The following is a 24,859-nucleotide window of genomic DNA, read 5'->3' on the forward strand; positions in this document are numbered from 1 at the left end:
AATACTTTTGCGTTATAATCGAGAAAAATTTCCTGAAGGTGGAGCAATGTGAGAATTGGTACAAAAAGATTACGCCTTCAGACCGCCATCACCCTGATGACCTGCGGCATCGTCGTGCTGGTGCTGCTGATTGTGTATGTAATGTTCGGCATGAGATTCTCCGAAGAAGCCCGGGCTTCTCTGGAGAACAAGGCCATCACGATTGCCCGCACGGTCTCGCGCACGCCGGGAGTGGTGGACGGGCTGCTTGCAGAGTCCGATTCCGGCAGCATCCAGCGTTATGCAACCGATATTAGCGCCATCAATGACGTTCAATTCGTGGTGGTCATGGATATGGGAGGGATTCGCCGTTCCCACCCCGATCCCAAGCTGATCGGCAAGCATTTCATGGGCGGGGATGAGACCGATGCACTGCATGGCAAGGAGACCATATCCGTGGCTGAAGGCTCGCTTGGTTATTCTGTGAGAGCGTTCTCACCGATCTTCGCCGCTGACGGCAAGCAGGTTGGAGCAGTAGCTGTAGGCATATCGCTTGGCAGCGTCCGTTCCGCCGTTCAGCAGAACCGCTGGATTATCTACTCGGGCATCCTGGTCGGCGGGCTGATGGGGATATTCGGTGCCATTCTGCTCGCCCGCAAAATCAAGCGGATGATGTTCGGCATGGAGCCGGGAGAGATCGCCAAATTACTGGAGGAGCGCAGCGCCATGCTGCAATCGACCAAGGAAGGGATTCTGGCCGTCGATAAGGAATCGCGGATTACCCTGGTGAATGCCGAGGCCCGCAGGCTGATGAACAGCGTCGGCTTGAGCCAGGACCCGGTAGGCAAGCAGGCCGGGCAGTTCTGGCCGCTGCTGCGGATGGAGAAGGTGCTGGATACCGGCGAAGCCTTGCTGGATAAGGAAGTGGAGCAGAGCGGCATTACGCTGCTGGTGAATGTGGTTCCGGTCCGGGTGAACGGAATCATCGAAGGGGCTATTGCCACGTTCCGGGACAAGACCGAGATCAGTATTCTGATGGAGCGGCTCTCCGGCATCTCCCTGTACGCCGAGGCACTGCGTGCCCAGACCCATGAGTTCATGAACAAGCTGCATGTCATTATGGGGCTGAATACGATGCGGCGGTACGACCGGCTGGAAGAATATCTGACGGATATTGTACAGAGCATCCAGACAGAGGCGGATTCAGTAGTCCGGCTGGTCAAAGACCCGGTGATGGTCGGCTTCCTGCTCGGCAAGCTCAGCAGAATCAGGGAGGCCGATGTGCGGCTGGTTATCCGGGATGATGGGTTGCTGCCTGAAGCGGCGGATCACGAGGTGGCGCGGGAGCTGGTCACGATCGCGGGCAACCTTCTGGACAATGCGCTGGAGGCGCTCCAAGGCGCGGACAACAAGCAGATCGAGATGGGGTTCCGGCATAAGGACAACCTGCTTACCCTTAAGGTCAGTGATAACGGGACGGGCATATCGTCGGAGAATGGAGATCACCTGTTTGAGCAGGGCTATTCAACCAAAGGCGGAGACCGGGGCGTAGGGCTGTATCTGGTGCGGCGAAGTGTAGACAAGCTGGGCGGTACGATTACGTATGACAGCCTGGAGGGGGAAGGCACCGAATTCACGGTGCAGATTCCGTATAGAGCGAAGAATTAAATTAATCATGAAAAGGGTGGATAGCCCATGAAGAGTGGTGATAACGATTATGATAAAAGTACTTATCGTTGAAGATGATCCTATGGTATCGGAGATGAATAAGTTTTATGTGCAGCAGGTGGAGGGCTTCCGTGCCGATGGCTGGGCCAGCTCGGCGGAAGAAGTGCTGGGTATGCTGGAGAAGCAGGCCTATGACCTGATCCTGCTGGATATTTACATGAAGGAGAGCAACGGGCTGGAGCTGCTGTCCGAGATCCGGCGCAGAGGCGTGAAGATTGATGTCATTGTCATCTCGGCCGCAAGCGACAAGGAGAGCATTCAGGAAGCGCTGCAGAACGGAGCGGTGGACTACTTGATTAAGCCGTTTGAATTCTCCAGGCTCCGGGCAGCGCTTAATGGATACAGGGAACAGAACAAGCTATTCCGCAGCCAGGAGCGGCTGAACCAGTCGGAGCTGGACAGGCTGTCCCGGTTCAAGCAGGAACGGACGTCCTCGCAGGAGCTGGCCAAGGGCTTCACCCGTCAGACGCTCCAGACGATCTGGCGTGCCGTGGAGGCCTGTGGCAGCGAGCTGTTCTCCGCTGAGGAGATCTCAGCGGTATCCGGAATCTCACGCGTCTCCGCCGGCAAATATCTGATCGGGCTAACGGAGATGGGAGTGCTGGAAATGGACCTCGTCTACGGCAGCATCGGCAGGCCGGTGCAGAAATACCGGCTCGCCCCGAACGGTAAGGGATTGATTACTAAGTATATTTGAGTGCGTAAGAGTATAACTAACTATTTCTGGAGCTCCTGCCGTGCAACCTGCGGCGGAGCTTTTTGTATTGCGCAGAGAGCGGAAGCGGGCTGGGAGGTGAAATGAAAGGGATAAATCCCTTTGATTTGGTCGAAAGTGGGCTGGATGGGGAAATGAAAGGGAAAAATCCCTTTGAATCGGCCGAAAGTGGGCGGTAGGCGAAAATGAAAGGGATAAGTCCCTTTGAATCAGCCAAAAGTGGGGTGGGGAGCCGAAATGAGAGGGACAAATCCCAATGAATTAGCCAAAGGTTGGCGGTAGGAGAAAATGAAGAGCACTAATGCACCTGAATTAGCCAAAAGTCAGCGATAGGCGAAAATGAAGAGCACTAATGCACCTGAATCAGCCAAAAGTCAGCGATAGGCGAAAATGAAGAGCACTAATGCACCTGAATTAGCCGAAAGTCAGCGATAGGCGAAAATGAAGAGCACTAATGCACCTGATGTAATCAGGCTACGTCTGCAACTCCCTGATACTAACTATGTTACCTGCCTCCCCCTGATACTACCTGTCTCCATCTGACCCTACCCGACTCCATCTACGCCCTCCCCAGCAACTATAGTCAGATTCGACCAAGTGGAGCACTCTACTAATATCATTTACCAACAATGCTCCTACCACTGCCCTCTACCAATGCTCTTTACTAATTCTCTACACTAATGCGTTGTACTAACCCACTCTACTAATCCCCGCCAATCCCAGCGTCCCCCAGCCCCCTCTCCTGACAGCGCTTACTTTAATAATTTACAAAACCCCTTTATTATTTTCATAAAAACAAAAGCGCTTTCAAAGCAGCTATGATGAATTTGTAAAAGAGTTAAGGAGGTAAGGTTAACATGCAAAAAGCAATTCAACCCCCGATTTCGGTACCGGAACAGCAGCCTGTTGTACTGAAGCAAGGAGAACAGGGTTTCGTCCAGAAGCTTCTGCATTTAAAAGTAGGCGTTATTCCGCTCCCATTGTATGTGGTATTTGCATTCATTATTTTTGCGGCTTCTGTGCTTGGTGAACTGCCAAATGATATGATCGGCGGCTTTGCAGTAATTATTGTACTGGGGGTGCTGCTCAGTGATCTGGGCTTCAAGCTTCCGATTCTCAAGAATATCGGCGGTCCTGCGATCCTCTCCCTAATGATTCCATCGTTTCTGGTGTTCTGGAATGTGCTTGATCCTTCGGTGCTCGAATCGGTCAACACGCTGATGAAGACCTCGAACTTCCTGTACCTGTACATCTCGATTCTGGTAGCCGGAAGTATTACCGGGATGAACCGGACCACGCTGATTAACGGCTTCATCCGCATCTTCATTCCGATGATGGCCGGAACAATCGCCGCAGTCGCTGCGGGGATGGGCGTAGGGATGCTGCTCGGCTATAGCGCACACCGGACGTTGTTCTACATCGTTGTGCCTATTATTGGCGGCGGCGTCGGTGAAGGGATTCTCCCGCTGTCCATCGCGTTCTCGCAGATTCTTGGCGGCGAATCCGGGTCGTATGTGGCGCAGATGATTCCGGCGGCGGTGATCGGCAACGTGTTTGCGATTATCGGTGCGGGGCTGCTCAAGCGGATGGCTGACAAAAACCCGTCCATCACCGGTAACGGTGTACTCGTGAAGGCGAAGGACGGCCAAAAGCTGGCCGGCAGCACCTATGACAGTCTGAAACCGGACTTCCTGCTGATGGGCGCGGGCCTGCTGTTCGCCTGCGGATTGTTCATCACCGGACATCTGCTGTCGCCGTTCGTCGGTATTCCGGGTCCGATCCTGATGATCTTCGCAGCGGCGCTGCTGAAGATTTCCAAGCTGCTGCCTGCCAAAATTGAGCAGGGTGCTTATCAGCTCTACAAGCTGGTATCCGGTACTTTAACCTGGCCGCTGATGGTCGGCCTCGGGATGCTGTACATTCCGCTGAAGGATGTCGCCGCCCTGATCTCGCTTCCTTATATTATTGTTTGCGCTACCGTTATTGTGGCGATGACGATCACCGGCTATTTTACCGGCAAATGGGTCAATATGTATCCCGTAGAAGCGGCCATTGTTACCGGCTGCCGCGGCGGCCTTGGCGGAACAGGCGATGTAGCCATTCTGTCTGCCTCGGGACGCATGGAGCTGATGCCGTTCGCACAGATCTCCACTCGGATCGGCGGCGCTATTACGGTGGTTGTGGCCACGCTGCTCATCGCAGTATGGGGTGGCTAATCAGGGAGCTCAATCAGCAGAAGAGATGCCTGAATCACATGAAATCGCATCCAATCGTGTCTAAATCGTGGACAATTTTCAGGTGTCAGCTTTTATCTTGCCAATCCGATAATTATCGCGGAGAATGACTAAGGGAGTATATGAAATGCAGAGTTGACGGGCCTGCATACGGGTCTGGTACGGTTCCGGATGCAGGAAGATCCGCTATATATAGAAAGATCCGAGAGGGATGCAACAAACGGTTAACCAGCTGAATGGAGGAGTTAATATGGAACTATTAGAAGAAATTATGCTGCTGCATAAAGGCGGTAAGCTCGAAACTACCCTGAAGCATCCGATTCTGTGCAAAGACGACCTGTCCAAAGTCTACACGCCGGGTGTGGCGAAGGTCTGTCAGGCGATTGCCGACGATCAGTCCCAGGCTTACGAGCTAACCACGAAGAAGAATACCGTAGCTGTCATATCCGATGGTACGGCTGTACTGGGGCTTGGCGATATCGGGCCGAAGGCGGCCATGCCGGTAATGGAAGGTAAGGCGGCACTCTTCAAGCAGTTTGCCGATGTGGACGCTGTACCGATCTGTCTGGATACCAAGAATACCGAAGAGATTATTGCGATTGTAAAAGCGCTTGCCCCGACGTTCGGCGGCATTAATCTGGAGGACATCTCCTCTCCGCGCTGCTTCGAGATTGAAGCCAGACTTAGAGCCGAGCTGGACATTCCGGTCTTCCATGATGATCAGCACGGTACAGCAATTGTCGTGACAGCCGGACTTCTGAATGCGCTCAAGGTATGCGGCAAGGATATCAAGGATGTCAAAATCGTAGTCAACGGCATCGGCGCAGCCGGCATCTCCGTCTCCAAAATGCTGCTGCATGCCGGAGCGGTGAACCTGATCGGCGTGGACCGGGAGGGCGCGATTAACCGGCTGGCGGATTATGAGCGCAGTCACTGGAGCGATTACGCCCAGATTACGAACCCTTATCTTGAAATCGGAAGTCTGTCCGATGTAATCAAAGGCGCGGATGTCTTCATCGGAGTCTCTGCACCGGACGTGCTGAAGCTGGAAGATGTGCTGAACATGGCCACAGATCCGATTGTGTTCGCCATGGCGAACCCGATGCCAGAGATTGATCCCGCGATTGCTGCGCCGCATGTAAGAGTCATGGCGACCGGCCGTTCCGACTATCCGAACCAGATTAACAATGTGCTGTGCTTCCCTGGGATATTCAGAGGGGCGCTGGATTGTGAAGCCACAGATATTAATGAAGACATGAAGCTGGCGGCAGCGGAGGCGATCTCCTCAGTGATTGACCCATCCGAGCTGCACGAGAAATATATCATCCCGGATGCCTTCGATCCGCGCGTGGTAGAGAGAATCCGCATGGCTGTAGCCGAAGCGGCAGCTAAGAGCGGCGTAGCCCGTAAGGACCTGCTGGTCGGCGTAAACTGATACCTATATTAATGAAGATACAGCAAACGGCAAGCTCTTTAGATGAGCTTGCCGTTTTTTGCGGAATTTATAGCTTTGGGATTTGTGATGATGGAATTGGGGTAATGAACGGGAGATTCTGGGCCGGATATGGGAATTCCGGCTGTACATAAATATGAACCTGGAGGGAACAAGATGAGTGAGCAAGAAGTGGAAGCTATCGGCTGGGATGCCATTGAAGATCAGATGAAGGTACTGTACGGGCAACAGGAGCCGAAGCATTATGCGGCAATGCTGCCGTATAGCCTGGGAGGCAATGACCCGCTGAACGGAATCAGCGCCTATGCAGCCGAGCAGCCATATCCGCATTGGCATTTCGTAACCTTCGGCTTCACCGAACTGTTCGAGAAGGAGTCCGAGGACCCTGAATACAGCGGCTATGGCTTCGAGCTGACCTTCCGCCTGGCGCGCAGTGCAGAAGAACAGGAGCCTCCAGCCTGGGCGATCAATCTGCTGCAGAACATGGCCAGATATGTGTTCTCCAGCGGCAATATCTTTGCTTCCGGCCATCACCTGGATGCCAATGGCCCGATATGCCTGGGAGCAGATACTGGGCTGACGGCGCTGGCGTTCACCGATGACCCGGAGCTTCCGGCTGTGGATACGCCGAACGGCCGTGTGGAATTTCTGCAGATGGTAGGGATCACAGCGGACGAGCTGGAAGCGATGATGTCCTGGAATACCAACGCCTTTCTGGAGGCCGGCAGGGAGGTTCTCCCCCACTATATCACCGATCTTGCCCGGGGTTCACTGCTCGAACTTCCGGCCATCCAGGAAGCGGTGCGTCAGGGTATCGACCGTGACGGTTCCCAGACGGGCATTCTGTATGTGGATGAGCTGGGCTATGAGCCTGGCACAAGCCGTCTGATTGGCACAGCACCGGCCGTCCTGACTATAGGCGCACGGCAGGCACCGATTATAGCCAAGCTGCTGCGCGGCCGGCTGCTGAAGGGGAAGCCGCTGACGCTGACCAGCAAGAAGCGGCAGGTGATGCTGGAGCACAGACCTGATAACGAGAGTGTGGTCAACGAGGAGTTTGTCAGCATCGGCCTAACGGAAGAGGCAGTCCTGGAGCTGGAGGCGAAGCTCCAGCCTAAGGAAGGGGAGCTGCGGCTGTCTGCCGCCAAAGCGTTGAAGGTGCAGATCCGCAAGACTTACATCAAAGACCAGGAAGGCAATGTGGTCAAAACTATCGGCTAACCGCGCGGACGACAGCTTTCTTTTCGGCAAATAGATACCCGTCTATCTCAGCGCCGTTTCATTAGGAAATTAAACATAGCCGTATTCCGGCCTGGAGACCCAATCTTTAGCTTATCTTTAGACTTGGTTTAGTCAGAATTAAGAAACCCCGGCTATATTTAAGTGAACAAGAAACGCTGCTCAAAATAACGGAACGGGAGTCCACTATGGCCAAATTGAATTTGTTTATCCGCATTTGTATTGCCGTGCTGCTGGTGCTGGGCATTATCTACGTAGGCTCACTGGTAGACTTTATTTTTACCCCTATTATCTCGCTCTTCAATGTTGTGATGGTGCCGTTAATGCTGGCCGTATTCTTCTATTATCTGCTTAGGCCCCTGATTGACTTCCTGTCCTCGCGCAAATTGAAGCGGACGCTGGCGATCCTGTTGGTCTATCTGGTCATTGCTGTTCTGCTGCTGGGCTTCACGGTAGGCGTATGGCCATCGCTGCAAAGTCAGCTGCTGAACCTGGGGAACAATATGCCGGGTGTGCTGAGAGCAGTGGGAGAGCAGTTAAGCAAGCTGGAGAACACGGAGCTGCTGTCAGGTCTGATTCCCGAGAATATGAACCTGTCCAGCCAATTGATGGGCTATTTGAATACAGGCTTTTCGCTGGCAACGGGCTATGTGTCCGGGCTCTTCTCCTTTGTCTCTAATTTTGCGATTGTGCTCTTCACCTTTCCGATCCTGCTATTCTACATGCTGAAGGAAGGCGGGAAGTTCGGCGATAAGCTCGTGAGCTTCTTCCCGAGACGCTATCACGAGGAGGGCGCGGGGGTGATTGCCGAGATTGACGGCGTGATGGGCAGCTTCATCGTCGGCAGAGTGCTGGTTAATCTGGCGCTGGGCGTCCTGATGTACATCGGTTTTCTGATTATTGGCCTGCCGTATGCGCTGCTGCTGACGCTGGTGGCGGTGCTGATGAACTTTATCCCATTTATCGGAGCCATTCTGTCTACTGTGCCAATCTTCATCATCGGTCTGTTTGAGTCCCCGTCTACGGCGGTCTGGTCCATTGTGGTCGTGCTCGTTGCGCAGCAGATTCAGGATAACCTGGTTGCCCCCTATATCTTCGGCAAAAGCATGGATATCCACCCGCTGACCACCATTATTCTCGTCTTGGCCGGCGGCGATTTCGGCGGAATCATCGGCATCCTGGTCATTATTCCGGTCTATATGATGCTCAAGATCATCATCGTCAAGCTCTATCAGCTCTTCATCCGCAAGCGCTGGGACGAGGAGCCGGAGCCGACAGCGCCAATAGGGCCGGCGGAGCCGGTGCCCGGAGGCACGGTGTCTTCTGCGGAAGTGGCGGAGTAGTAGTAGAGTTAAATAAGGCAGATTAGGGCGGATTAGCGCGGATTAGCGCGTGGATGGGGCAGAGAAAGTGCGAGGTTGGATGAAGCAAGGGTGAGCTTGGATGAAGTGAGAGCGAGTAGGTTGAAGTAAGAGTGGAGTTGGTCCGAGCTTGGGGCAGAGGTGGAAAAAAGGCACTTATTGCGCTCCGAATGACCGGTTACGGGGCAGCAGTTGGAAAAAGTACATCTAATCTTCCGAATTATAAGGATTCGCCGAAAGTCGGCCCCAGTAAGTGTTGTTTATCCAACTAATATAAGGAAGTGTATCTCTAGCGCGAAATTAGATGTACTAAATCCACTTGCTTCATCTGCAGCACTATGAGCTGTAAGCATACAATCGCATACTGATCTGAACCAGAAAAAAGGTCTATCCCCAAAGCCATCATACGGCCGGGATAGACCTTCTTCAATTAGAATCACCATGAGCAGAAGGGGGCCGCTATGTGGACGGGCCAGCATGTGGCTTCAGCCGTTATGCCCCCATAGCTTAACTGCTTGGAAATTATCCGTGCACATCCCGGCCAGTACCGAATGCTCTACTCACTGCTACTCCCGCATCAAAAACGCCCGTGTCCGCTCCAGCTTCGGGTTGCCGAAGATCTCCTCCGGTGTGCCGGATTCGGCAATGTCCCCGTTGTCCATGAAGAATACGCGGTCGGCGACATCGCGGGCGAAGCTCATCTCATGGGTGACGATCATCATCGTCATGTTCTCCTCGGCGAGCTGGCGGATGACGCGCAGCACCTCGCCGGTCAGCTCGGGATCAAGCGCCGAGGTTGGCTCATCGAACAGGAGAATATCCGGGCTGAGCATCATCGCTCTGGCGATGGCGACCCGCTGCTTTTGCCCGCCCGACAGCGTGGAGGGGTAGACGTCCGCTTTGTCGGAGAGGCCTACCTTGGCGAGCAGCTCCCGGCTCTTGGCCGTGATCTGCTGCACACTCTCCCGCTTCAGCGTGCGCGGGGCAAGCTCCAGGTTGTCCCGCACACTGAGATGCGGAAAAAGATTGAAATGCTGGAACACCATCCCCATGCTTGAGGTGATGTCTCTAATCGCTGCCGTACTGGCGTAACGGCCATTCTCAACAAGCGCTTTCCCGCAGATCGAAATGCTGCCCCCGGTGACCTCCTCCAGATGCACGAGACTGCGCAGCATGGTGCTTTTACCGGAGCCCGAGGGTCCGATCACGGCAACGACTTCGCCGGGCTTCACGTCAAAGCTTATCTGGTTCAGCACACTGAGGCTGCCGAAGTCTTTCTTCAATTGCCGTACTTCAATCATGCTACTCATAGCCAAACAGCCCTTCTACTCAAATTTGAAACGTCTCTCCAGCAGCTTAAAGAATAGTGTCAGCACCAGTGTCATCAGCAGATAAATAACGCCCGCTACGACAAAAGGAGTGACGGTAAAATCACGGTTCACCGCCGTCTTGGCGAAATTCAGCAGCTCAGGCACCGCCACGGCATACAGCAGCGCGGTATCCTTGACCAGTGTAATAGACTCATTGGCAACCGCAGGCAGCGCCACCCGGAACATCTGGGCGAGAATCACCTTGCGCAGCGTCTGCCACCGGCTTAAGCCCAGAACCTTGGCCGCTTCATGCTGGCCTTTATCGATCGAGAGCAGCCCGCCCCGGAAAATCTCGGCGAAATAAGCGCCGTAATTGAGAATGAAGCCCAGGCTGGCCGCTACAAAACGGTCCATAACCAGATATTCCCCGATTACGGGAATCTGCGGCAAACCGAAGCAGAAGAAGAACAATTGCAGCAAGAGCGGCGTTCCGCGCATGACGTAAATATAAGCGTGGGCGATCCAGGCCAGCGGCTTTAGCGTGCTTTTGGCCATCAGAGTGACCACCATCCCGAGCGGAATGGACAGCACGATCACGATCAGGAACAGCAGCACCGTGGTCCGGGCACCTTCAAGCATCGGTCCGGAAATTCTAATAATATAATCGATATCCATGTCTTAACCGGCTCCTAAACGATAGCATCTAGTTCAATACCTTATTCTCTCCGAACCACTTGGTTGAGATTTCAGCGGCTGTTCCGTCACTGTTCAGCTCGTCCAGCGCCTTCTGCAGCTCTTTCAGCAGTTCATCATTGCCCTTCTTGATTCCAATACCATATTGCTCAGGAGCCAGTGATTCTTCCATCAGCTTGTACGTATCCGGCTCCTTGGCTATGTAATATCTGGCGACAACTTCATCAATAACTACCCCATCCACACGGCCGGACTTGAGGTCTGTCAGAGCCAGGACATTGTCGGGGTATTCGGACACGTCCTTAAGCTCGGCTTTGATCGGACTGGCATCCAGGGCATCGGCGGCAGAAGAGAGGCTCTGAAGTCCGATTTCCTTGCCGGCCAGATCCTGAAGCTTCGCCAGCGATGAACCGGCCAGCACTACTACCACCTGGCTATTCTCCAGATAAGGCTTGGTGAACAGCACCTTCTCCTTGCGCTCGTCCGTGATGGTGTATCCGTTCCAGATCATATCAATCCGGCCGCTGTTCAGCTCGGATTCCTTGGCGGACCAGTCAATCGGCTGGAAGGTAACCTCCTTGCCCATCTTCTTGACAGCCGCTCGCGCATAGTCAATATCGAAGCCGACAAGCTCATTGTCGTCATCCCGGAAGCCCATCGGGGCGAACTTGTCGTCTATGCCGATCACCAGCTTGCCGTCCTTATTCCCTGAACTGGAGCAGCCGGACAGTACAGCAACAGCCAGCGCCATTAATAATAGTATCCATAATCCTTGCTTCTTCATCTCTCTAATCCCCCTAGTAGATTGCGTGCCGCATCCGCCCGCTTTAGTTCGTTAATACGTTATCAGGCTATCATAATAGCATATCATGTGAGCTTATGTCGATAGAGTTCATAGAGGCAGATGTGTCCAAAATAAATCAAACTCTCCGTCCCGGTGCTGACCGTGTTCATGTGTGCTTATCCTCCGTATATACAGTAACCGCCTCCATCCCGGAAGAGCCGGAAATGAAGGCGGTTACTGTTAACGGCGGTATGTTGCGGGCATCAGACTGCTGGATTTACACTAGCTGACCTGACTTTATTTAATCTCAATATTGCGTGTTGCCCGATTGGCTGGTCTTGCCCGAGGCAAAGCCCTTGAATAGGGTGGGCACATTGCGGTAGCGGGTATTGGTAATCCGGGCTGCGCTGCTGCTGCTGTCTGTGCGGAAGATGGAATCCTTGACGTTCGAAATGTCCGAGTTGTCCAGTGTGAAGTTCACCGTGTAGGAGGTGCCGCCGTTCTGGCGGGCCAGCTTGCCGATATCATCGGCTCTGAAATTCTTAATGTTGATGGTGCCCGCAGCATTCGCCTGAAACACTTTATCGTAGGCTTTGTACGCACCTCCGCCTGTAATATTGACGGTGCCGGAGGCCTTCAGGGTCAGGGCATCCTCGCCGACATCCTGCCAGGTTACGTTGGAGATGGTAGCATTCCCGTAACAGTGCACCCCGTCTGCGCCGGGTGCGCCGATAATTACATTTTTGAGTGTAGCATTCTTTTCCAGCCGGAAGATGGGCTTCTGATTCTCTGCCTGGCTGCCGTCTCCGAGCGTGCTCGGATTGGCGACGAACGTCTGGCCATTGCCGTTATACGTCTCACCGGCCTTCACTACAATCGTCGAATTCACCACAATTGGCGATGCGGCTGATACCTCGGGGGGACTGGCAACATAGAACGAAGACAACAGTGCAACCGACAGGAGCAAGCCAACTACCTTTTTCAAAAACATTCCGCCCTTCAACTGTAGAATTGAGATCCGGCGCACCGGTCCCTTGCGGGCAATCCAGCCAGATGTGCACCTCTGACTGCACCCGATATCTAACCTATTCAGAACACGTGTGCATAGAACATAAACCTTACATGGAGATCAATTTCCATATTTCCGACACAATTGGGCAAGGGTTGCAAGCTGAGAGATAAAGGATAACAATGGTAGAATAATAGAGCAATAGAAGCGGAGGAGAATAGAATGACCCAGGAAGAATTTGACGAGATGATGGAGATTCAGTGGCAGAGAGAGAAAGAAGAGAAGGTGAAGAAGTACAGCATTCTGAATACCTTGGCGCTAAAAGGGCAGACCGTTCTGGCGGGCTCCTCGCTGATGGAGTTTTTTCCGGTAAATGAATTACAGCAGACGCTGGAGAAGCAGACGGTGATCTATAACCGCGGTATTGCAGGCTATGTGACCCGGGAATTGCTTGAAGCGCTGGAGGTCTGTGTGCTGGAGCTTGCGCCTTCGAAGCTGTTCATTAATATCGGCACCAACGACATCAGTTCAGCGGATGGTGAATATGAGCCCGGGAAGCTGCTTGCGAATTACAATGAGATTCTGACCCGGATCGGGGCCAGGCTGCCGGAGTGCAAGGTGTATGTCATGGCGTATTATCCGGTGAATGCTAAGGCCGACTTCCCCGGAATGGATGAGGAGATGCGGGAGAATTACTTCAGAACGAGAACCAATGCGGCGCTGCTGGAAGCGAACCGGGCAGTGGAGGCGCTTGCGCTTGGGCACGGATATCAGTTCATCAATGTGAATGAGGGACTGATGGACGCCGAAGGGAATCTGAAGGAAGAGTATACGATGGATGGTGTGCATATGTATGCTAACGGGTATGCGGTGGTTTTTGGTAATCTGAAAAAATATTTATAAGCAGCCTCACGCAGCAAGAGCAGCGGTCTTCCGGTAGCGAGAGAGGCGCTGCTCTTGCTGTTGAGGTCGCAGTAAACGGGGCTCTGAGTCGGGTCCCAACCCTCAGATCAGCTCCCGTCTCCGTTTCAAATACACATACAGCACAATTCCCGACACGGAGCAGACCGCTGCGCATAGCCCGATGAACCCGTACCCCGCCTGGAGTCCGCGGAGCAGGCCAAGCTCGGTGGTGGAGCCGTAGAATGCTTTGACGGACTCAATAACCCAGCCGATAATATAGTTGCCGATGACGCTCCCGAGGCCCATTAAGGTGACCACAAAGGTAATGGCCGTATCGCTTCCGTTCGGGTAACGGCGGGCGATGAAGGCCATCACGGTAGGATAGATAATAGCGATCCCAGCCCCGGATAGGGCGAACAGAAAGGCGAGACGCTCCCCGCCGGCCAGGGCGGCGAAGGTGCAGACGGCCGAGAAGCAGGAGAAAATAATCAGCGAGAGCACGAAGCCGATCCGGTCTGTCAGCGCACCCAGCAGGAGTCGTCCCAGGGAGAATAGCAGGAAGAAGGCTGACAGTAAGCCGGAAGCCCGGACAGTGTCCCAGGCATAAGCCTTTTCCAGAAAGTTAACCAGCCAGCCGCCCACCGCCAGCTCTGAGACCACGCCGAAGGACAGGATCATCACCATCATCCACAGCGCGGGATCGCGCGTCAGGGTACGGAAGGAGGTGCGGTCCTCCTGTGGCAGATCATCCCCGGGAAACGTGCTGCGCAGCGCCGACAGGATCGGCAGCAGGCAGAGCGATAGCATGACCAGATACATGCCCCGCCAGTCCAGCGTATGGCCGAATACACTCAGCGACATAACCCCGGTTGCCAGCAGCGGCGCTACAGTTGAGCTTAGGCCGTAGAAGAAGTGGGATAGGTTCATCATCATCCCCGTGTTTTTGACGAATATGCGTGCCCCCAGAATCGCCAGCCCGATCTCCAGCATCCCGTTCCCTATGTACATCAGAAAGTAAGAGGAGGCAAACAAGGGATAGCTGTGCGACAGGAAAATCAGCACGCCTGAGATCACCATCGAGGCGAAGGAAATAACGGTGACTGCCTTGATGCCCCATTTGCGGACAAGAATAGCGGTGAAGGAGCAGGCGAGCAGATAGCCCAGCGCGTTCAGCGAGAGCAGGGTGCCGAGCTGGCCTTCATCCAGGTTGAACGACAGCTGAATCCGCGGAATCGCGGGACCCTTGATATTTTCCGAGATTCCAAAGACGACAAAGCCGAGGAAGATCGTGACGAGTTGCATGATATAGACGGTGTTGCGTTTGCTGGTAGAAGGGGTGGGTTGAGCTTTCAAGGTATAGTGCCTCCTGAATGATTGCTTGTTGGAATACGTGTTATTGTAGTCAGTTTCCGGCGAAAGGGCAAGGGGGGATTGTATTCATGGCATTTGTCCCGTGGAGACAAGACTAAGATTTGCGACTATGTAGATGGGCTGGACTTAAGAGTATAAAATAGCGTGCGGTTATTACCTAAAGTGAGCACCTCAATGACCGCTCCCATATGTGGACCGATAGGATTAGGCTCGAAGGTGCTCTAAAGTGGAGATACAGATTTACAGGATTTGAATAATGCTCAACCTTGTTCGTGCCGGAAGAAAAGCAGCGGAGCCTCCTGAAAGTACAGCACTAACAGTAAAGTTGAGGTTCTGTGTTCCGGCCCCCGTCTGAATGAGAGTACTTCCTTGTAAGGTCAATCCTGTTCCGTTCGTGTATTCTTTCTCCACAATTACAGTTAAAGGTTGCAAATCGGTGTTCAGATAAGTTAGCAGTTCAACATCCGCCGTTGTTGCAACAACATTAACACTGATTCTGGCGGTAAGGATTACCAAGTAGAAGCTGTTTGGCTGCAAAGTAATATACTGATTTGCAGGTCCAACAAGTGTGATTCCGCTCCCGTTATTAAATGTTTCTGTAAATGTCACAGCCGTATATGCTGCTACAATATTTCCCGCAACGAATTGAAATGCGGCATTGTTGGCAACGATACTAGGGCCGGTAACACCGGTGAGTCCGGTAGCGCCGGTGAGTCCGGTAGCGCCAGTGAGTCCGGTAGCGCCAGTGAGTCCGGTAACACCAGTGAGTCCGGTAGCGCCAGTGAGTCCGGTAACACCAGTGAGTCCGGTAACACCGGTGAGGCCAGTAGCGCCGGTGGTTCCGGTAGCACCTGTAAGACCGGTAGCACCGGTGGCTCCGGTAATTCCCGTGAGGCCGGTAACTCCTCTAGCACCTGTACTACCCGTTGCCCCTGCCCCTGGACCGGTCGGTCCAGTTACACCTCGAAGCCCGGTAGCTCCGGTTGCCCCTGCGCCAGGACCGGTTGGACCGGTTACACCGCCAGGTCCCGTCGCTCCTGTATTTCCGGTTGCCCCCGCCCCTGGACCCGTCGGCCCGGTTGCTCCGCCAGGCCCCGTTGCCCCTTGGGGGCCGGTCATTCCTGCGCCGGTGGGTCCCGTCGGTCCTCTTGCTCCAGTAGGCCCTATCCCTCCACCGTTATGTTCTCCGAGCAGTTCTTCAGACACTAGTCGGTGAGCCGTTACTAACTGGCCTGTGCTGCTCTTGCCCCACACTGAAATTTGAAGCGGATCGCTGTCTTCAGACGTACTTGGCGTAACAAAGACAAATTCAAAGGCATCAAAATCAGCGTAATAATTCCTCGTAAGAACTTGATTCGCAGAAAGAGGGTGTAATTCGCTTACATACAGCACTCTCGTTCCGGCAGTCAAATGATAACCCTGAATCGATACGGTGGATGACGTGTCCACGCTGCGATTATCAATTTTAACGGTAACCTGCTGGGTCGGCCTCACTCCGCTAATCGGGTTATTTTCGATCGGTCCTGTGGATAAATGAGCCATTTCTTCATCCCTTCCTGTCCGTGAATTTGGATTTCGTTCCAGTCAGCGGCATACTTTATGATTAATTAATACAGTAATATTCATGCTTACAGGTATTCATGCATATCGGTTTGGTGTGTACTTGGGGGTTGAAGCACCAACAGTTTGACCCATAGCTGGCTTGCTAATGGATCTTGAAGTAGAATTTGCTGAAGCAAGCAGCGAACGACCGAAAAAAAGGAACGATACTCCAATAAAGGGGTATCGTTCCTTTTTTGCATATTCATCAAGCGCACATTACCGGTTTGCAATAATCCGCTGCTGTTTAAGGAGATAGCAGTGGGACCTGTTGGAGCCAGCCGGAGCTGTGAATTGGTTGAGCGCAGATAAGTTCATTGGGTTGTTAACTATTCATTTGCATAATGGGCATCCTGCTTTTGCTCTTTTTCTAGCTCTATATTTAAGAAATTTTAAATATGCTTACATTACTGTAAGTGTCAGATTGTCCTGTGATTTGCAAGGTTAAACCCGTAATCCCTTGTGCCGTGACTGGGAAAATAAGCTCTGAGTCGGCGGTAGTTACATTTATCAGACCACTGGCCGCCAGCGCCAGGCCGCCAGGTCCTGCAGTTCCTCCGCTTGCTTTATACAGATAGGAGGGGAAGGGGGTAATTGTACCATTCAAGGTAGGTAAAACAGTTATAATATCAGCATTTGCTGAGGTATCACTAATGTACAATCGGATGTTGTAGGCAACAAAATAAATTCCTGTTTCTGGTATCACTATACTTTGGTTCCCGCCAGTACCTCCAAGGTTAATCCCCTGAGCAAATACCGTATTGAACGGGGTATTTACCGTTACGCCATTAGTCACTGTTGTGTTATTGACCGGTACAAATCGTCCATGAGTGGCCAAGATATTAGGCCCTGTAGTTCCGGTTGACCCAGCTAACCCCGTGGTTCCAGTTGGGCCAGCAAGCCCTGTGGTTCCAGTTGGCCCAGCTAATCCTGTAGTTCCAGTCGGGCCGTCTAATCCGGTCACTCCTGTAGCACCGGTACCACCCGTTGCTCCTGCCCCTGGCCCGGTAGGTCCGGTCACTCCGGTAGGTCCCGTTACTCCTGCACCAGTAGGCCCTGTGGGCCCGGCCGTTCCGGATGGACCAATCGGCCCTGGATCACCTGGCGCCCCTGTAGGACCGGTTGCTCCTGCACCGGGTCCGGTGGGGCCGGTCGGTCCTCTTTCTCCTGTAGGTCCTATCCCTCCGCCGTTATGTTCTCCGAGCAGTTCTTCAGACTTAGCAGTTTGGTGCGGACTTAGAGGTTGAGTCCGGTATAACAGGGCAAATGACTAACAGGAAGTGCAATGAATTTTCCTTATCTTTCTCGCTGAAACGGTACTGTCATACCTATCTTTTACGATGGAATTCTGCCCATTGTTGATGATGCTTCGCCTGAGACATATCTCCCAGAGCCTGATAGCAGAGAGAGAGCTGCTGATGCGGAAGCCAGGTGTGATAGACGTTGTCAATAGCAGACCAAGCATACCGTTCTCCCGGAGGGGAAGAATAAGCCGATTTATACCAGAATATGGCAGCCTCCAAATTGCCAGATTTCAGGAAATGTTCCCCCATCCGGCAACTGAAGGCGGGATAAGGGACATCCATGGATAGAGCCTCGAGTGTAAGCTCCAGCTCTTTCTCCGGCTGATTGTTATATACATAGCAGGTTGCCAGCTTGTGAAGGATGAACACCCTGTTCTCCAAGGGTATTTCAGGATGATCTTTGCACAGCTCGTAATAATGAATGGCTTGTTTAAATTGCTTATGCGAGTGGCATTCTCTGGCATAATTCAGCATATCGGATACGTTGAAGGAGTAGCCCCTGGCCAGATGGCGTTCATAGATGTCCAGATTTCGTCTAGAAGGTGTTGCGTCAGGAGCACTTCCTGTTTTGGTATGAGTAACAGTAATATCTGATTTGATTAGATGGTACGAATCCTCTGTTGTTATATCTTCGTGTACGATTCCCTTCCAGATGAAGCCTTTGGTACGCTTGAGAAGCCGCAGCCTTGTGGTGTTACTGATGAATTTCCGGCTGTTGTCCTGCGGAATTTCGTAATTCATGGAGACAGCGTCTACCTCTTCTGTGAGCGTATTTTTTAAATGCTCCAACTTGACCTTGTCCTCGGGAGTCAGAATATCGTCGGCATCCAGCCACAGAATATAGTCCTTGGTAGCATATTTGAAGGATTCGTTCCGGGCAGCAGAGAAATCGTCAATCCACTCGAAGTCGTAGATATGCTGCGTCCACTTTGCTGCAATCTCCTTGGTGCGGTCTGTTGAGCCGGTATCGACGATAATGATCTCATCGGGAATGCCTTCTATGGAAGAGAGGCAATGATCCAGGTTCTGCTCTTCATTCTTGACGATTAGACACAAACTGATTGTAGCCACAGCTTACCCTCCTATATTGTCGATCATTACATAGAAGGGAGGTGCGCGACTGCTTAGACGCACCTCTCTTGTATTAGGGGAGACACAGACTGTTGATTTGTTCTAACTCTGCATTAAGACATAAACGGATCAATAACACTCCAAAGCGGCGAGGCTCCAACTGAAATGGTAGCGAGCACCGTGTTCGTATTCTGATCAACAACAATTACGGCATTCGACGCTCCAATGCTGGCATAGACCAGATTAGATTGAACGGTATTCCGCAATAGTGTAATGAATGGATTCACTGCAGGAGAGTCTTGATTGGTTCCTGTTGTAATCGTACCGACGATAGGGTAAGGGGAGGTTCCGTCTATGACACTAACATAGTTAGCACTATAGCTCGTTACATAAAAGCGGTTGGTCAGCAAGTTCCCTGCAACGTTCGTAAAATTATTGCCGGTGGTTATGGTACCTAAAATGGCATAGCTTGTTGCATCAATCACATTCACAACACCTGGGGTCGTATAATGTGAAACCCATAACTGCCTGCGAAGAGGGTCGATCAGAATTCCATGTGGTCTGGTGGCAGCGGTAAATGTCGTAATTACTGTATTGTTATTTCCATCAAGGACTGAAACATAATCTGAAGAGATATAAATGATGTCACTGAGCGGATTGATATCGATGTTAACAGGTCTGGCTGCAATATTAGAAACGGTTGTAACTACCCCTGTAGGGATATCTACTACCCAAATATTAGTGGACCCGACAGCAAAGTTAGCTACGTATAGTTTATTCGTAAAGGTATTAATGGCCATTCCGCGAGGGAGTCCCCCCACAGGATAAGTGGCAGTAATCTGATTTGTCATTTCGTCATATTGAATAATGTCGGTGTCGTTAGAGTAATAGAGAAGGTGCCGTTGTGTATCTACTGCTGCACTATCAAAGTTCGTTTTGGCGATTGCGAAGGTTGTTACGATTTCGTTCGATAAGGCGTTAATGACAGACACGGTATTATTAGTTCCGACATACAGCATTGGGGGATTCAAGGTTCCAGGTACACCCGTAGTTCCGGTGGATCCGGTAAGCCCGGTAACGCCTGTAGGACCAGTGACCCCAGTGACCCCAGTGACCCCGGTGACCCCAGTGGCCCCGGTAGGCCCGGTAACGGCGGTAGGACCAGTGACCCCAGTGACCCCGGTGGCTCCGGTAGGTCCGGTAACGGCGGTAGGACCAGTGACCCCAGTGACCCCGGTAGGCCCTGTAGGTCCGGTTGCCCCAGCCCCAGTACCGGTAGGTCCGGTCACTCCCCGCGGCCCCGTCACTCCTGTGGGTCCGGTTGCCCCAGCTCCTGGACCTGTAGGTCCGGTCACTCCTCGAGGCCCCGTCGCTCCTGTGGGTCCGGTTACCCCAGCCCCTGCACCAGTAGGTCCTGTTACTCCCCGCGGCCCCGTCACTCCTGCGCCGGTGGGTCCGGTGGGTCCGTTTGCACCAGTAGGACCTGTCCCTCCGCCGTTATTTTTGCCAAGCAGTTCTTCGGACACCAACCGGTGTGCGGTTACCAGTTGACCTGTATTGCTCTTGCCCCACACCGAAATCTGAACGAAGTCACTTAACTCAGGTGCATTTTCAGATGTAACAAATATAAATTCAAAACCATTGAAATCAGCGTAATAATCCTTCGTAATGACTTGATTTGCTGCAAGCTGGACTACTTCGCTAACGTACAAGACTCTTGTTCCCGCGTTTAGATAGAACCCCTGAATAGATACTGAGTAAGCTGAGCCAACGCTGCGATTATCGATTTTAACGGTAACCTGCTGAGTAGGCCTCGTTCCGCTAACCGGGTTATTTTCGATCGGTCCTGTTGATAAAAAGGCCATTACTTGATCACTTCCTGTCTGTATATTTAGATTTCTTTCAAGTATGTGCGTAATAACATGTCATGCGGAGTCTGCACATAACCGGAAATACTCCCGTCAGCAGCATACTTAATGATTAATACAGTAATATTCAGACTTAGCGGTTTGGTGTGGACTTTGAAGGTTGAGGCATAGAAGAGAGGTGCGCAACTGCTTGCGCACCTCTCCTTGTAATACGTGAGACACAGACAGTTCTGCTCTTAGCCTGCGTTATGACATAAATGGATCAATAACACTCCATACAGGCGTGTTTCCAACTGGAATGGTAGCAAGCACCTTATTGGTATTCTGATCAATAACGACCACGGCATTCGACCCTCCAATGCTGGCATAGACCAGATTAGATTGAACACTGTTCAGCAGTAATGTTATGAATGGATTAACAGCAGGAGAGTCTTGGTTGGTCCCTGTTGCAATCGTGCCAACTATGTTATAAGGAGTAGTTCCGTCTATGACGCTAACATAGGATGTGCTGTAATTGGATACATAAAAGCGGTTGGTCAGCAAGTTCCCTGCAATATTCGAAAGATTCCTGCCAACAGTAATTGTACCAACAATCGCATGGGTGATCGGATCAATAACATTTACAATGCCTGGGTCCGCATAATTTGCCACCCAAAGCTGGTCACGCAGGGGGTCGATTATGATTCCATGAGGTCTGCCGGAAGAAGGAAGTGAAAACGTCGTAATAACTGAGTTATTGTTCCCATCAATAACTGAAACATAGTTACCGGCAATATAAATTCTATTGTTAAGTGGATTGATATCAATCTGAACAGGAAAAGCTGTGACATTAGGAATTGTTGTAACTGCTCCTGAGGAGATATCGATTTGCCAAATATTATTGGCTGCACCTTGAGAGTTGGCTACATACAGCTTATTCGTAAGGGTATTAATGGCCATTCCGCGGGGCGTTCCTCCAACCGGGTAAGTGGCGGTTATCTGGTTCGTTATTTCGTCATACTGAATAATGTTGCCAGCATCAGAATAATACAAAAGATGACGTTGTGTATCTATTGTCGCACTTCCAAAGTACGTGCTCGTAATTGCAAAGCTTGAAACGATTTCGTTCGTTAAGGCGTTAATGACAGACACATATTTATTAGTTCCATTAGAGCCTACATACAGCATTGGGGGATGCAAGGTTCCAGTCGGCCCGGTTACGCCGGTGAGTCCGGTGACGCCCGTTAAGCCAGTAACGCCGGTAAGTCCCGTGGCTCCGGTGAGTCCCGTGGCACCGGTCTCCCCGGTGAGTCCCGTGGCACCGGTCTCCCCGGTGAGTCCCGTGGCACCGGTCTCCCCGGTGAGTCCCGTGGCACCGGTCTCCCCGGTGAGTCCCGTGGCACCGGTCTCCCCGGTGAGTCCCGTGGCACCGGTCTCCCCGGTAAGTCCTGTGGCCCCAGTCTGCCCGGTAAGTCCCGTGGCTCCGGTCTCCCCGGTGAGTCCCGTGGCACCGGTCTCCCCGGTAAGTCCCGTGGCCCCAGTCTGCCCGGTAAGTCCTGTGGCCCCAGTCTCCCCGGTAAGTCCTGTGGCCCCAGTCTGCCCGGTAAGTCCCGTGGCCCCAGTCTGCCCGGTGAGTCCCGTGGCACCGGTCTGCCCGGTAAGCCCCGTGGCCCCAGTCTCCCCGGTAAGTCCTGTGGCCCCAGTCTGCCCGGTAAGTCCCGTGGCCCCGGTCTGCCCGGTGAGTCCCGTGGCACCGGTCTGCCCGGTAAGCCCCGTGGCACCGGTCTGCCCGGTAAGCCCCGTGGCCCCAGTCTGCCCGGTAAGCCCCGTGGCCCCAGTCTGCCCGGTAAGCCCCGTGGTCCCGGTCTCCCCGGTAAGTCCCGTGGCACCAGTCACCCCGGTGAGTCCTGTGGCTCCAGTCTCTCCTGTAAGGCCAGTAACTCCGGCCCCAGTCGGCCCCGTGGGTCCTTGTTCGCCAATGGGAATCCAACCACCCGGATAGCTGGTTCCGCCATCCTGACTGCTGCGGTAGTAGAGGGAAGGATTGGAGATGTAGAGCTGCTGGACAAAGTCGCCGACGCGGGAGACATACAGGGTCCAGACGGCTTTGTGGAGGACAGGTGGACTGTTCTGTGCATCTGGACCGAACGGGTTTGCCGAGCTGTAGACCCCCGGCTGGTTGAATTGATTCAGATTACTACCCGAAAACTCATCATTGTTGATCGGGAAGACACCAACTTCGGCATCCAGCACGACATCGCCGGTCTGACCATTCACACTGGTGACGGCCCCAGGGGCTCCGGTAGGACCGGCAGGACCGGTAGGTCCAGCCAGTGTCGGAAGGCTGGCAGCGGTCGTCAGCTTGGAATCCAGCATCATCTCCTGGCGGGAGATAGCATTCAGCAAGGACCGGGCGCTGTCATTGATCTCCAGCAACTGGGCAAGTGTAGCAGGAGGGCCGGTAAGGCCCGGCAGTGTGCCCAGGGCGTACTGGATCTTCTCCCCTTCAGCGTTAATGATATGGGCTAATCCAAGCTCTTCCATGGCAATGGAAGAGAATAGCAGATTGACGACATCATCCCTCGATAATGCAACCGTAGGTGTGATGTTTGGAATATTGGGATTCGACAAGAGTTTAACCTCCTCAAGTTGGATTAATCCACAATATTCTATGAATCTTTCTGGTGAAACGGATAGTTACCTATTATTGACCAATGATCTCAGTGGAAGATGGAGTACCAGATGGAACCGGTAATTCAGGCTTTCGTGGTTGTTGTAATCAGGCCGTTCAGATTGGCAAGCGTTATGCTCAGGAGATTTTGATGATAGTGATCATTGAATAATTTGGAATTCTTCCGTCATTGGTGCCGGTTAGCATCGTAACACTTGCATTGCCGCCATTTCTAACGGCAATTTTGTCGTTAGCGTTCAAGGAGAAAATATCGAACATGGTAACAGAACCAGAGGAACTTGCATATGCAATTGACCTGCTTACCCCTGATGGTGTAGGTCCACTCATGAACTCAAACACTCCGTCCGAACCACTTGCAACAGAAACAGTACACGTTACATGATAAACTCCATTTGCAGGAACTATAAAATCTTTTGAAGCGGCATTCCATGTAATACCAAGAGATTGAGCTGGTGCGATGAAACCTATTTTATCATTTGGAGTAAGAATAACCGCAGTAGTAGAAGAATCTGCAAAGCTAACGGCATAAGCTGTTGAAAGGGTACCTGTAGCCCCGGTAACACCCGTGAGCCCGGTAACGCCCGTGAGGCCTGTAACGCCCGTGAGACCCGTAACGCCTGTGAGCCCGGTAACGCCCGTAAGGCCGGTAGCACCTGTCATGCCGGTAGTGCCAGTAGGCCCGGGAAGCCCTGCCCCGGTAGGTCCAGCCTCTCCAGGAGGGCCTTGTTCTCCAGCAGGTCCTGTCGCTCCGACGTTATTTTCACCAAGCAGTTCTTCAGATACCAGACGGTGTGCGGTTACCAGTTGACCTGTGCTACTCTTGCCCCACACCGATATTTGAACAGATTGATTCCTATCAGCGGGAGTATCGGGTGTAATAAATTTAAATTCAAAACCATTAAAATCAGCATAATATTCCTTCGTGATGACTTGATTCTCTGTAATAGCGAGTACTTCGTTCACATACATGTGCCTTGTTCCTGCATTTAGATAATACCCCTGAATGGAGACTGAGGAAGCCGAGATCCCACTGCTGTTAACGATTTTAACAGTAACCTGCTGAGTTGGCCTTATCCCGTTAACCAGGTTATTCTCGATGGGTCCTGTTGATAAAAAGGCCATTCCTTCATCACTTCCTGCCATTATATTTGAGAACGGTTTCAGTGCACATGCGGAGTCTGCAACATAATTAATAATAATTAATATATGAATATTCAGGTTTAATGGTTTGGTGCGGAGTTAGGTCAGAATCTGCTACAACTAAGCGTATGGATAAAAGAAAGAGACAGCTTCAGGAGTAATCAAGCTTCCGAAGTTGCCTCTTTCTATTCATTAGTTTAAGGTTTGCACCTATGCGAGTGTAGCAGGAGGAACGCTGATTCCAGTCAGCGTCCCCAAAGCAAATTGGAGATTCTCGCCTTCGGCGTTAATAATATGGGCAAGTGCCAGTTCTTCCATGGCAATGGAGGATAACAGCAGGTTAATGGCATCGTCCCTTGTTAACGTAATCGTAGGGCTGATGTTAGGGATGCTGGGATTGGACAACAGGTTAGCCTCCTTGAAGTAG

18 protein-coding genes and 1 pseudogene are annotated in these 24,859 nt (G+C 52.3%); 7 read left to right on the forward strand and 12 right to left on the reverse strand.

Features of this window, described 5'->3' with window-relative positions:
* The first annotated feature begins 48 nt into the window (after positions 1 to 48).
* The 6 genes from dcuS (at position 49) to MHH78_RS12105 (ending at position 8,691) form a co-directional block, all read left to right on the forward strand.
* Positions 49 to 1,647: a DcuS/MalK family sensor histidine kinase gene (gene dcuS, locus MHH78_RS12080; RefSeq protein ID WP_341167531.1), complete on the forward strand. Its 1,599-nt coding sequence runs from the start codon at positions 49 to 51 to the stop codon at positions 1,645 to 1,647.
* A gap of 49 nt (positions 1,648 to 1,696) precedes the next feature.
* A complete protein-coding gene (locus tag MHH78_RS12085; RefSeq protein WP_076084170.1) occupies positions 1,697 to 2,404 on the forward strand; it encodes a response regulator in 708 nt (235 codons plus the stop codon).
* A gap of 875 nt (positions 2,405 to 3,279) precedes the next feature.
* Entirely contained in the window at positions 3,280 to 4,638 is a 1,359-nt protein-coding gene (locus MHH78_RS12090; RefSeq protein WP_341167532.1) for a 2-hydroxycarboxylate transporter family protein, read from the forward strand.
* Between the two features lie 268 nt (positions 4,639 to 4,906).
* Positions 4,907 to 6,091, forward strand: a complete 1,185-nt coding sequence (locus MHH78_RS12095; protein WP_076084177.1) for an NAD(P)-dependent malic enzyme — start codon at positions 4,907 to 4,909, stop codon at positions 6,089 to 6,091.
* Positions 6,092 to 6,265: 174 nt separating this feature from the next.
* A complete protein-coding gene (locus tag MHH78_RS12100; RefSeq protein ID WP_341167533.1) occupies positions 6,266 to 7,330 on the forward strand; it encodes a suppressor of fused domain protein in 1,065 nt (354 codons plus the stop codon).
* Between the two features lie 206 nt (positions 7,331 to 7,536).
* The gene (locus MHH78_RS12105) at positions 7,537 to 8,691 is read left to right on the forward strand and encodes an AI-2E family transporter (protein ID WP_083685659.1); all 1,155 of its coding nucleotides are present in this window, start codon (positions 7,537 to 7,539) and stop codon (positions 8,689 to 8,691) included.
* A gap of 584 nt (positions 8,692 to 9,275) precedes the next feature.
* On the opposite strand, the gene MHH78_RS12110 is transcribed toward MHH78_RS12105, so the two are convergent.
* From MHH78_RS12110 to MHH78_RS12125, 4 genes are all read right to left on the reverse strand, one after another.
* Positions 9,276 to 10,019, reverse strand: coding sequence for an amino acid ABC transporter ATP-binding protein (locus MHH78_RS12110; RefSeq protein ID WP_341167534.1), 744 nt, complete (start codon positions 10,017 to 10,019; stop codon positions 9,276 to 9,278).
* A gap of 15 nt (positions 10,020 to 10,034) precedes the next feature.
* Positions 10,035 to 10,694, reverse strand: a complete 660-nt coding sequence (locus MHH78_RS12115; protein ID WP_076084183.1) for an amino acid ABC transporter permease — start codon at positions 10,692 to 10,694, stop codon at positions 10,035 to 10,037.
* 28 nt (positions 10,695 to 10,722) lie between these two features.
* Entirely contained in the window at positions 10,723 to 11,496 is a 774-nt protein-coding gene (locus MHH78_RS12120) for an amino acid ABC transporter substrate-binding protein (protein WP_076084186.1), read from the reverse strand.
* 307 nt (positions 11,497 to 11,803) lie between these two features.
* Positions 11,804 to 12,487: a pectate lyase gene (locus MHH78_RS12125; RefSeq protein ID WP_036731535.1), complete on the reverse strand. Its 684-nt coding sequence runs from the start codon at positions 12,485 to 12,487 to the stop codon at positions 11,804 to 11,806.
* 240 nt (positions 12,488 to 12,727) lie between these two features.
* Between MHH78_RS12125 and MHH78_RS12130 the strand changes: the two genes are divergently transcribed.
* The gene (locus tag MHH78_RS12130; protein ID WP_341167535.1) at positions 12,728 to 13,408 is read left to right on the forward strand and encodes a GDSL-type esterase/lipase family protein; all 681 of its coding nucleotides are present in this window, start codon (positions 12,728 to 12,730) and stop codon (positions 13,406 to 13,408) included.
* 102 nt (positions 13,409 to 13,510) lie between these two features.
* Here MHH78_RS12130 and MHH78_RS12135 read toward each other — a convergent pair whose 3' ends face one another.
* The 8 genes and pseudogenes from MHH78_RS12135 to MHH78_RS12170 all read right to left on the reverse strand — a co-directional run.
* Complete coding sequence (locus MHH78_RS12135; protein ID WP_341170316.1) at positions 13,511 to 14,710, reverse strand: MFS transporter; 1,200 nt, start codon at positions 14,708 to 14,710, stop codon at positions 13,511 to 13,513.
* Between the two features lie 309 nt (positions 14,711 to 15,019).
* Positions 15,020 to 16,321: a hypothetical protein gene (locus MHH78_RS12140; protein WP_341167536.1), complete on the reverse strand. Its 1,302-nt coding sequence runs from the start codon at positions 16,319 to 16,321 to the stop codon at positions 15,020 to 15,022.
* Between the two features lie 439 nt (positions 16,322 to 16,760).
* Positions 16,761 to 17,342: a collagen-like triple helix repeat-containing protein gene (locus tag MHH78_RS33935; RefSeq protein WP_445668043.1), complete on the reverse strand. Its 582-nt coding sequence runs from the start codon at positions 17,340 to 17,342 to the stop codon at positions 16,761 to 16,763.
* 364 nt (positions 17,343 to 17,706) lie between these two features.
* The gene (locus MHH78_RS12150) at positions 17,707 to 18,753 is read right to left on the reverse strand and encodes a tetratricopeptide repeat-containing glycosyltransferase family 2 protein (RefSeq protein WP_341167537.1); all 1,047 of its coding nucleotides are present in this window, start codon (positions 18,751 to 18,753) and stop codon (positions 17,707 to 17,709) included.
* Positions 18,754 to 18,866: 113 nt separating this feature from the next.
* Positions 18,867 to 20,618 (reverse strand): YVTN family beta-propeller repeat-containing protein, encoded by a 1,752-nt coding sequence (locus tag MHH78_RS12155; RefSeq protein WP_341167538.1) that lies wholly within the window; start codon positions 20,616 to 20,618, stop codon positions 18,867 to 18,869.
* A 249-nt stretch (positions 20,619 to 20,867) separates the two neighbouring features.
* The gene (locus MHH78_RS12160) at positions 20,868 to 23,231 is read right to left on the reverse strand and encodes a collagen-like protein (RefSeq protein ID WP_341167539.1); all 2,364 of its coding nucleotides are present in this window, start codon (positions 23,229 to 23,231) and stop codon (positions 20,868 to 20,870) included.
* A 178-nt stretch (positions 23,232 to 23,409) separates the two neighbouring features.
* Positions 23,410 to 24,414 (reverse strand): hypothetical protein, encoded by a 1,005-nt coding sequence (locus MHH78_RS12165; RefSeq protein WP_341167540.1) that lies wholly within the window; start codon positions 24,412 to 24,414, stop codon positions 23,410 to 23,412.
* Positions 24,415 to 24,648: 234 nt separating this feature from the next.
* Positions 24,649 to 24,837: pseudogene (locus MHH78_RS12170) on the reverse strand (BclA C-terminal domain-containing protein); the annotation flags it as partial.
* Positions 24,838 to 24,859: the final 22 nt, after the last annotated feature.

This window comes from Paenibacillus sp. FSL H3-0333 (genome assembly GCF_038002805.1).
GTDB classification, from domain to species: Bacteria; Bacillota; Bacilli; order Paenibacillales; family Paenibacillaceae; genus Paenibacillus_AQ; species Paenibacillus_AQ silagei.

What these genes read in the sequence shown, in the direction of transcription:
- MHH78_RS12085 (WP_076084170.1), top strand. Translation starts at nt 1,697, where the DNA reads ATGATAAAAGTACTTATCGTTGAAGATGATCCTATGGTATCGGAGATG.
- MHH78_RS12090 (WP_341167532.1), top strand. Translation starts at nt 3,280, where the DNA reads ATGCAAAAAGCAATTCAACCCCCGATTTCGGTACCGGAACAGCAGCCT.
- MHH78_RS12095 (WP_076084177.1), top strand. Translation starts at nt 4,907, where the DNA reads ATGGAACTATTAGAAGAAATTATGCTGCTGCATAAAGGCGGTAAGCTC.
- MHH78_RS12100 (WP_341167533.1), top strand. Translation starts at nt 6,266, where the DNA reads ATGAGTGAGCAAGAAGTGGAAGCTATCGGCTGGGATGCCATTGAAGAT.
- MHH78_RS12105 (WP_083685659.1), top strand. Translation starts at nt 7,537, where the DNA reads ATGGCCAAATTGAATTTGTTTATCCGCATTTGTATTGCCGTGCTGCTG.
- MHH78_RS12110 (WP_341167534.1), bottom strand. Translation starts at nt 10,019, where the DNA reads ATGAGTAGCATGATTGAAGTACGGCAATTGAAGAAAGACTTCGGCAGC.
- MHH78_RS12115 (WP_076084183.1), bottom strand. Translation starts at nt 10,694, where the DNA reads ATGGATATCGATTATATTATTAGAATTTCCGGACCGATGCTTGAAGGT.
- MHH78_RS12120 (WP_076084186.1), bottom strand. Translation starts at nt 11,496, where the DNA reads ATGAAGAAGCAAGGATTATGGATACTATTATTAATGGCGCTGGCTGTT.
- MHH78_RS12125 (WP_036731535.1), bottom strand. Translation starts at nt 12,487, where the DNA reads ATGTTTTTGAAAAAGGTAGTTGGCTTGCTCCTGTCGGTTGCACTGTTG.
- MHH78_RS12130 (WP_341167535.1), top strand. Translation starts at nt 12,728, where the DNA reads ATGACCCAGGAAGAATTTGACGAGATGATGGAGATTCAGTGGCAGAGA.
- MHH78_RS12135 (WP_341170316.1), bottom strand. Translation starts at nt 14,710, where the DNA reads ATGCAACTCGTCACGATCTTCCTCGGCTTTGTCGTCTTTGGAATCTCG.
- MHH78_RS12140 (WP_341167536.1), bottom strand. Translation starts at nt 16,321, where the DNA reads ATGGCTCATTTATCCACAGGACCGATCGAAAATAACCCGATTAGCGGA.
- MHH78_RS12155 (WP_341167538.1), bottom strand. Translation starts at nt 20,618, where the DNA reads ATGGCCTTTTTATCAACAGGACCGATCGAAAATAACCCGGTTAGCGGA.
- MHH78_RS12165 (WP_341167540.1), bottom strand. Translation starts at nt 24,414, where the DNA reads ATGGCCTTTTTATCAACAGGACCCATCGAGAATAACCTGGTTAACGGG.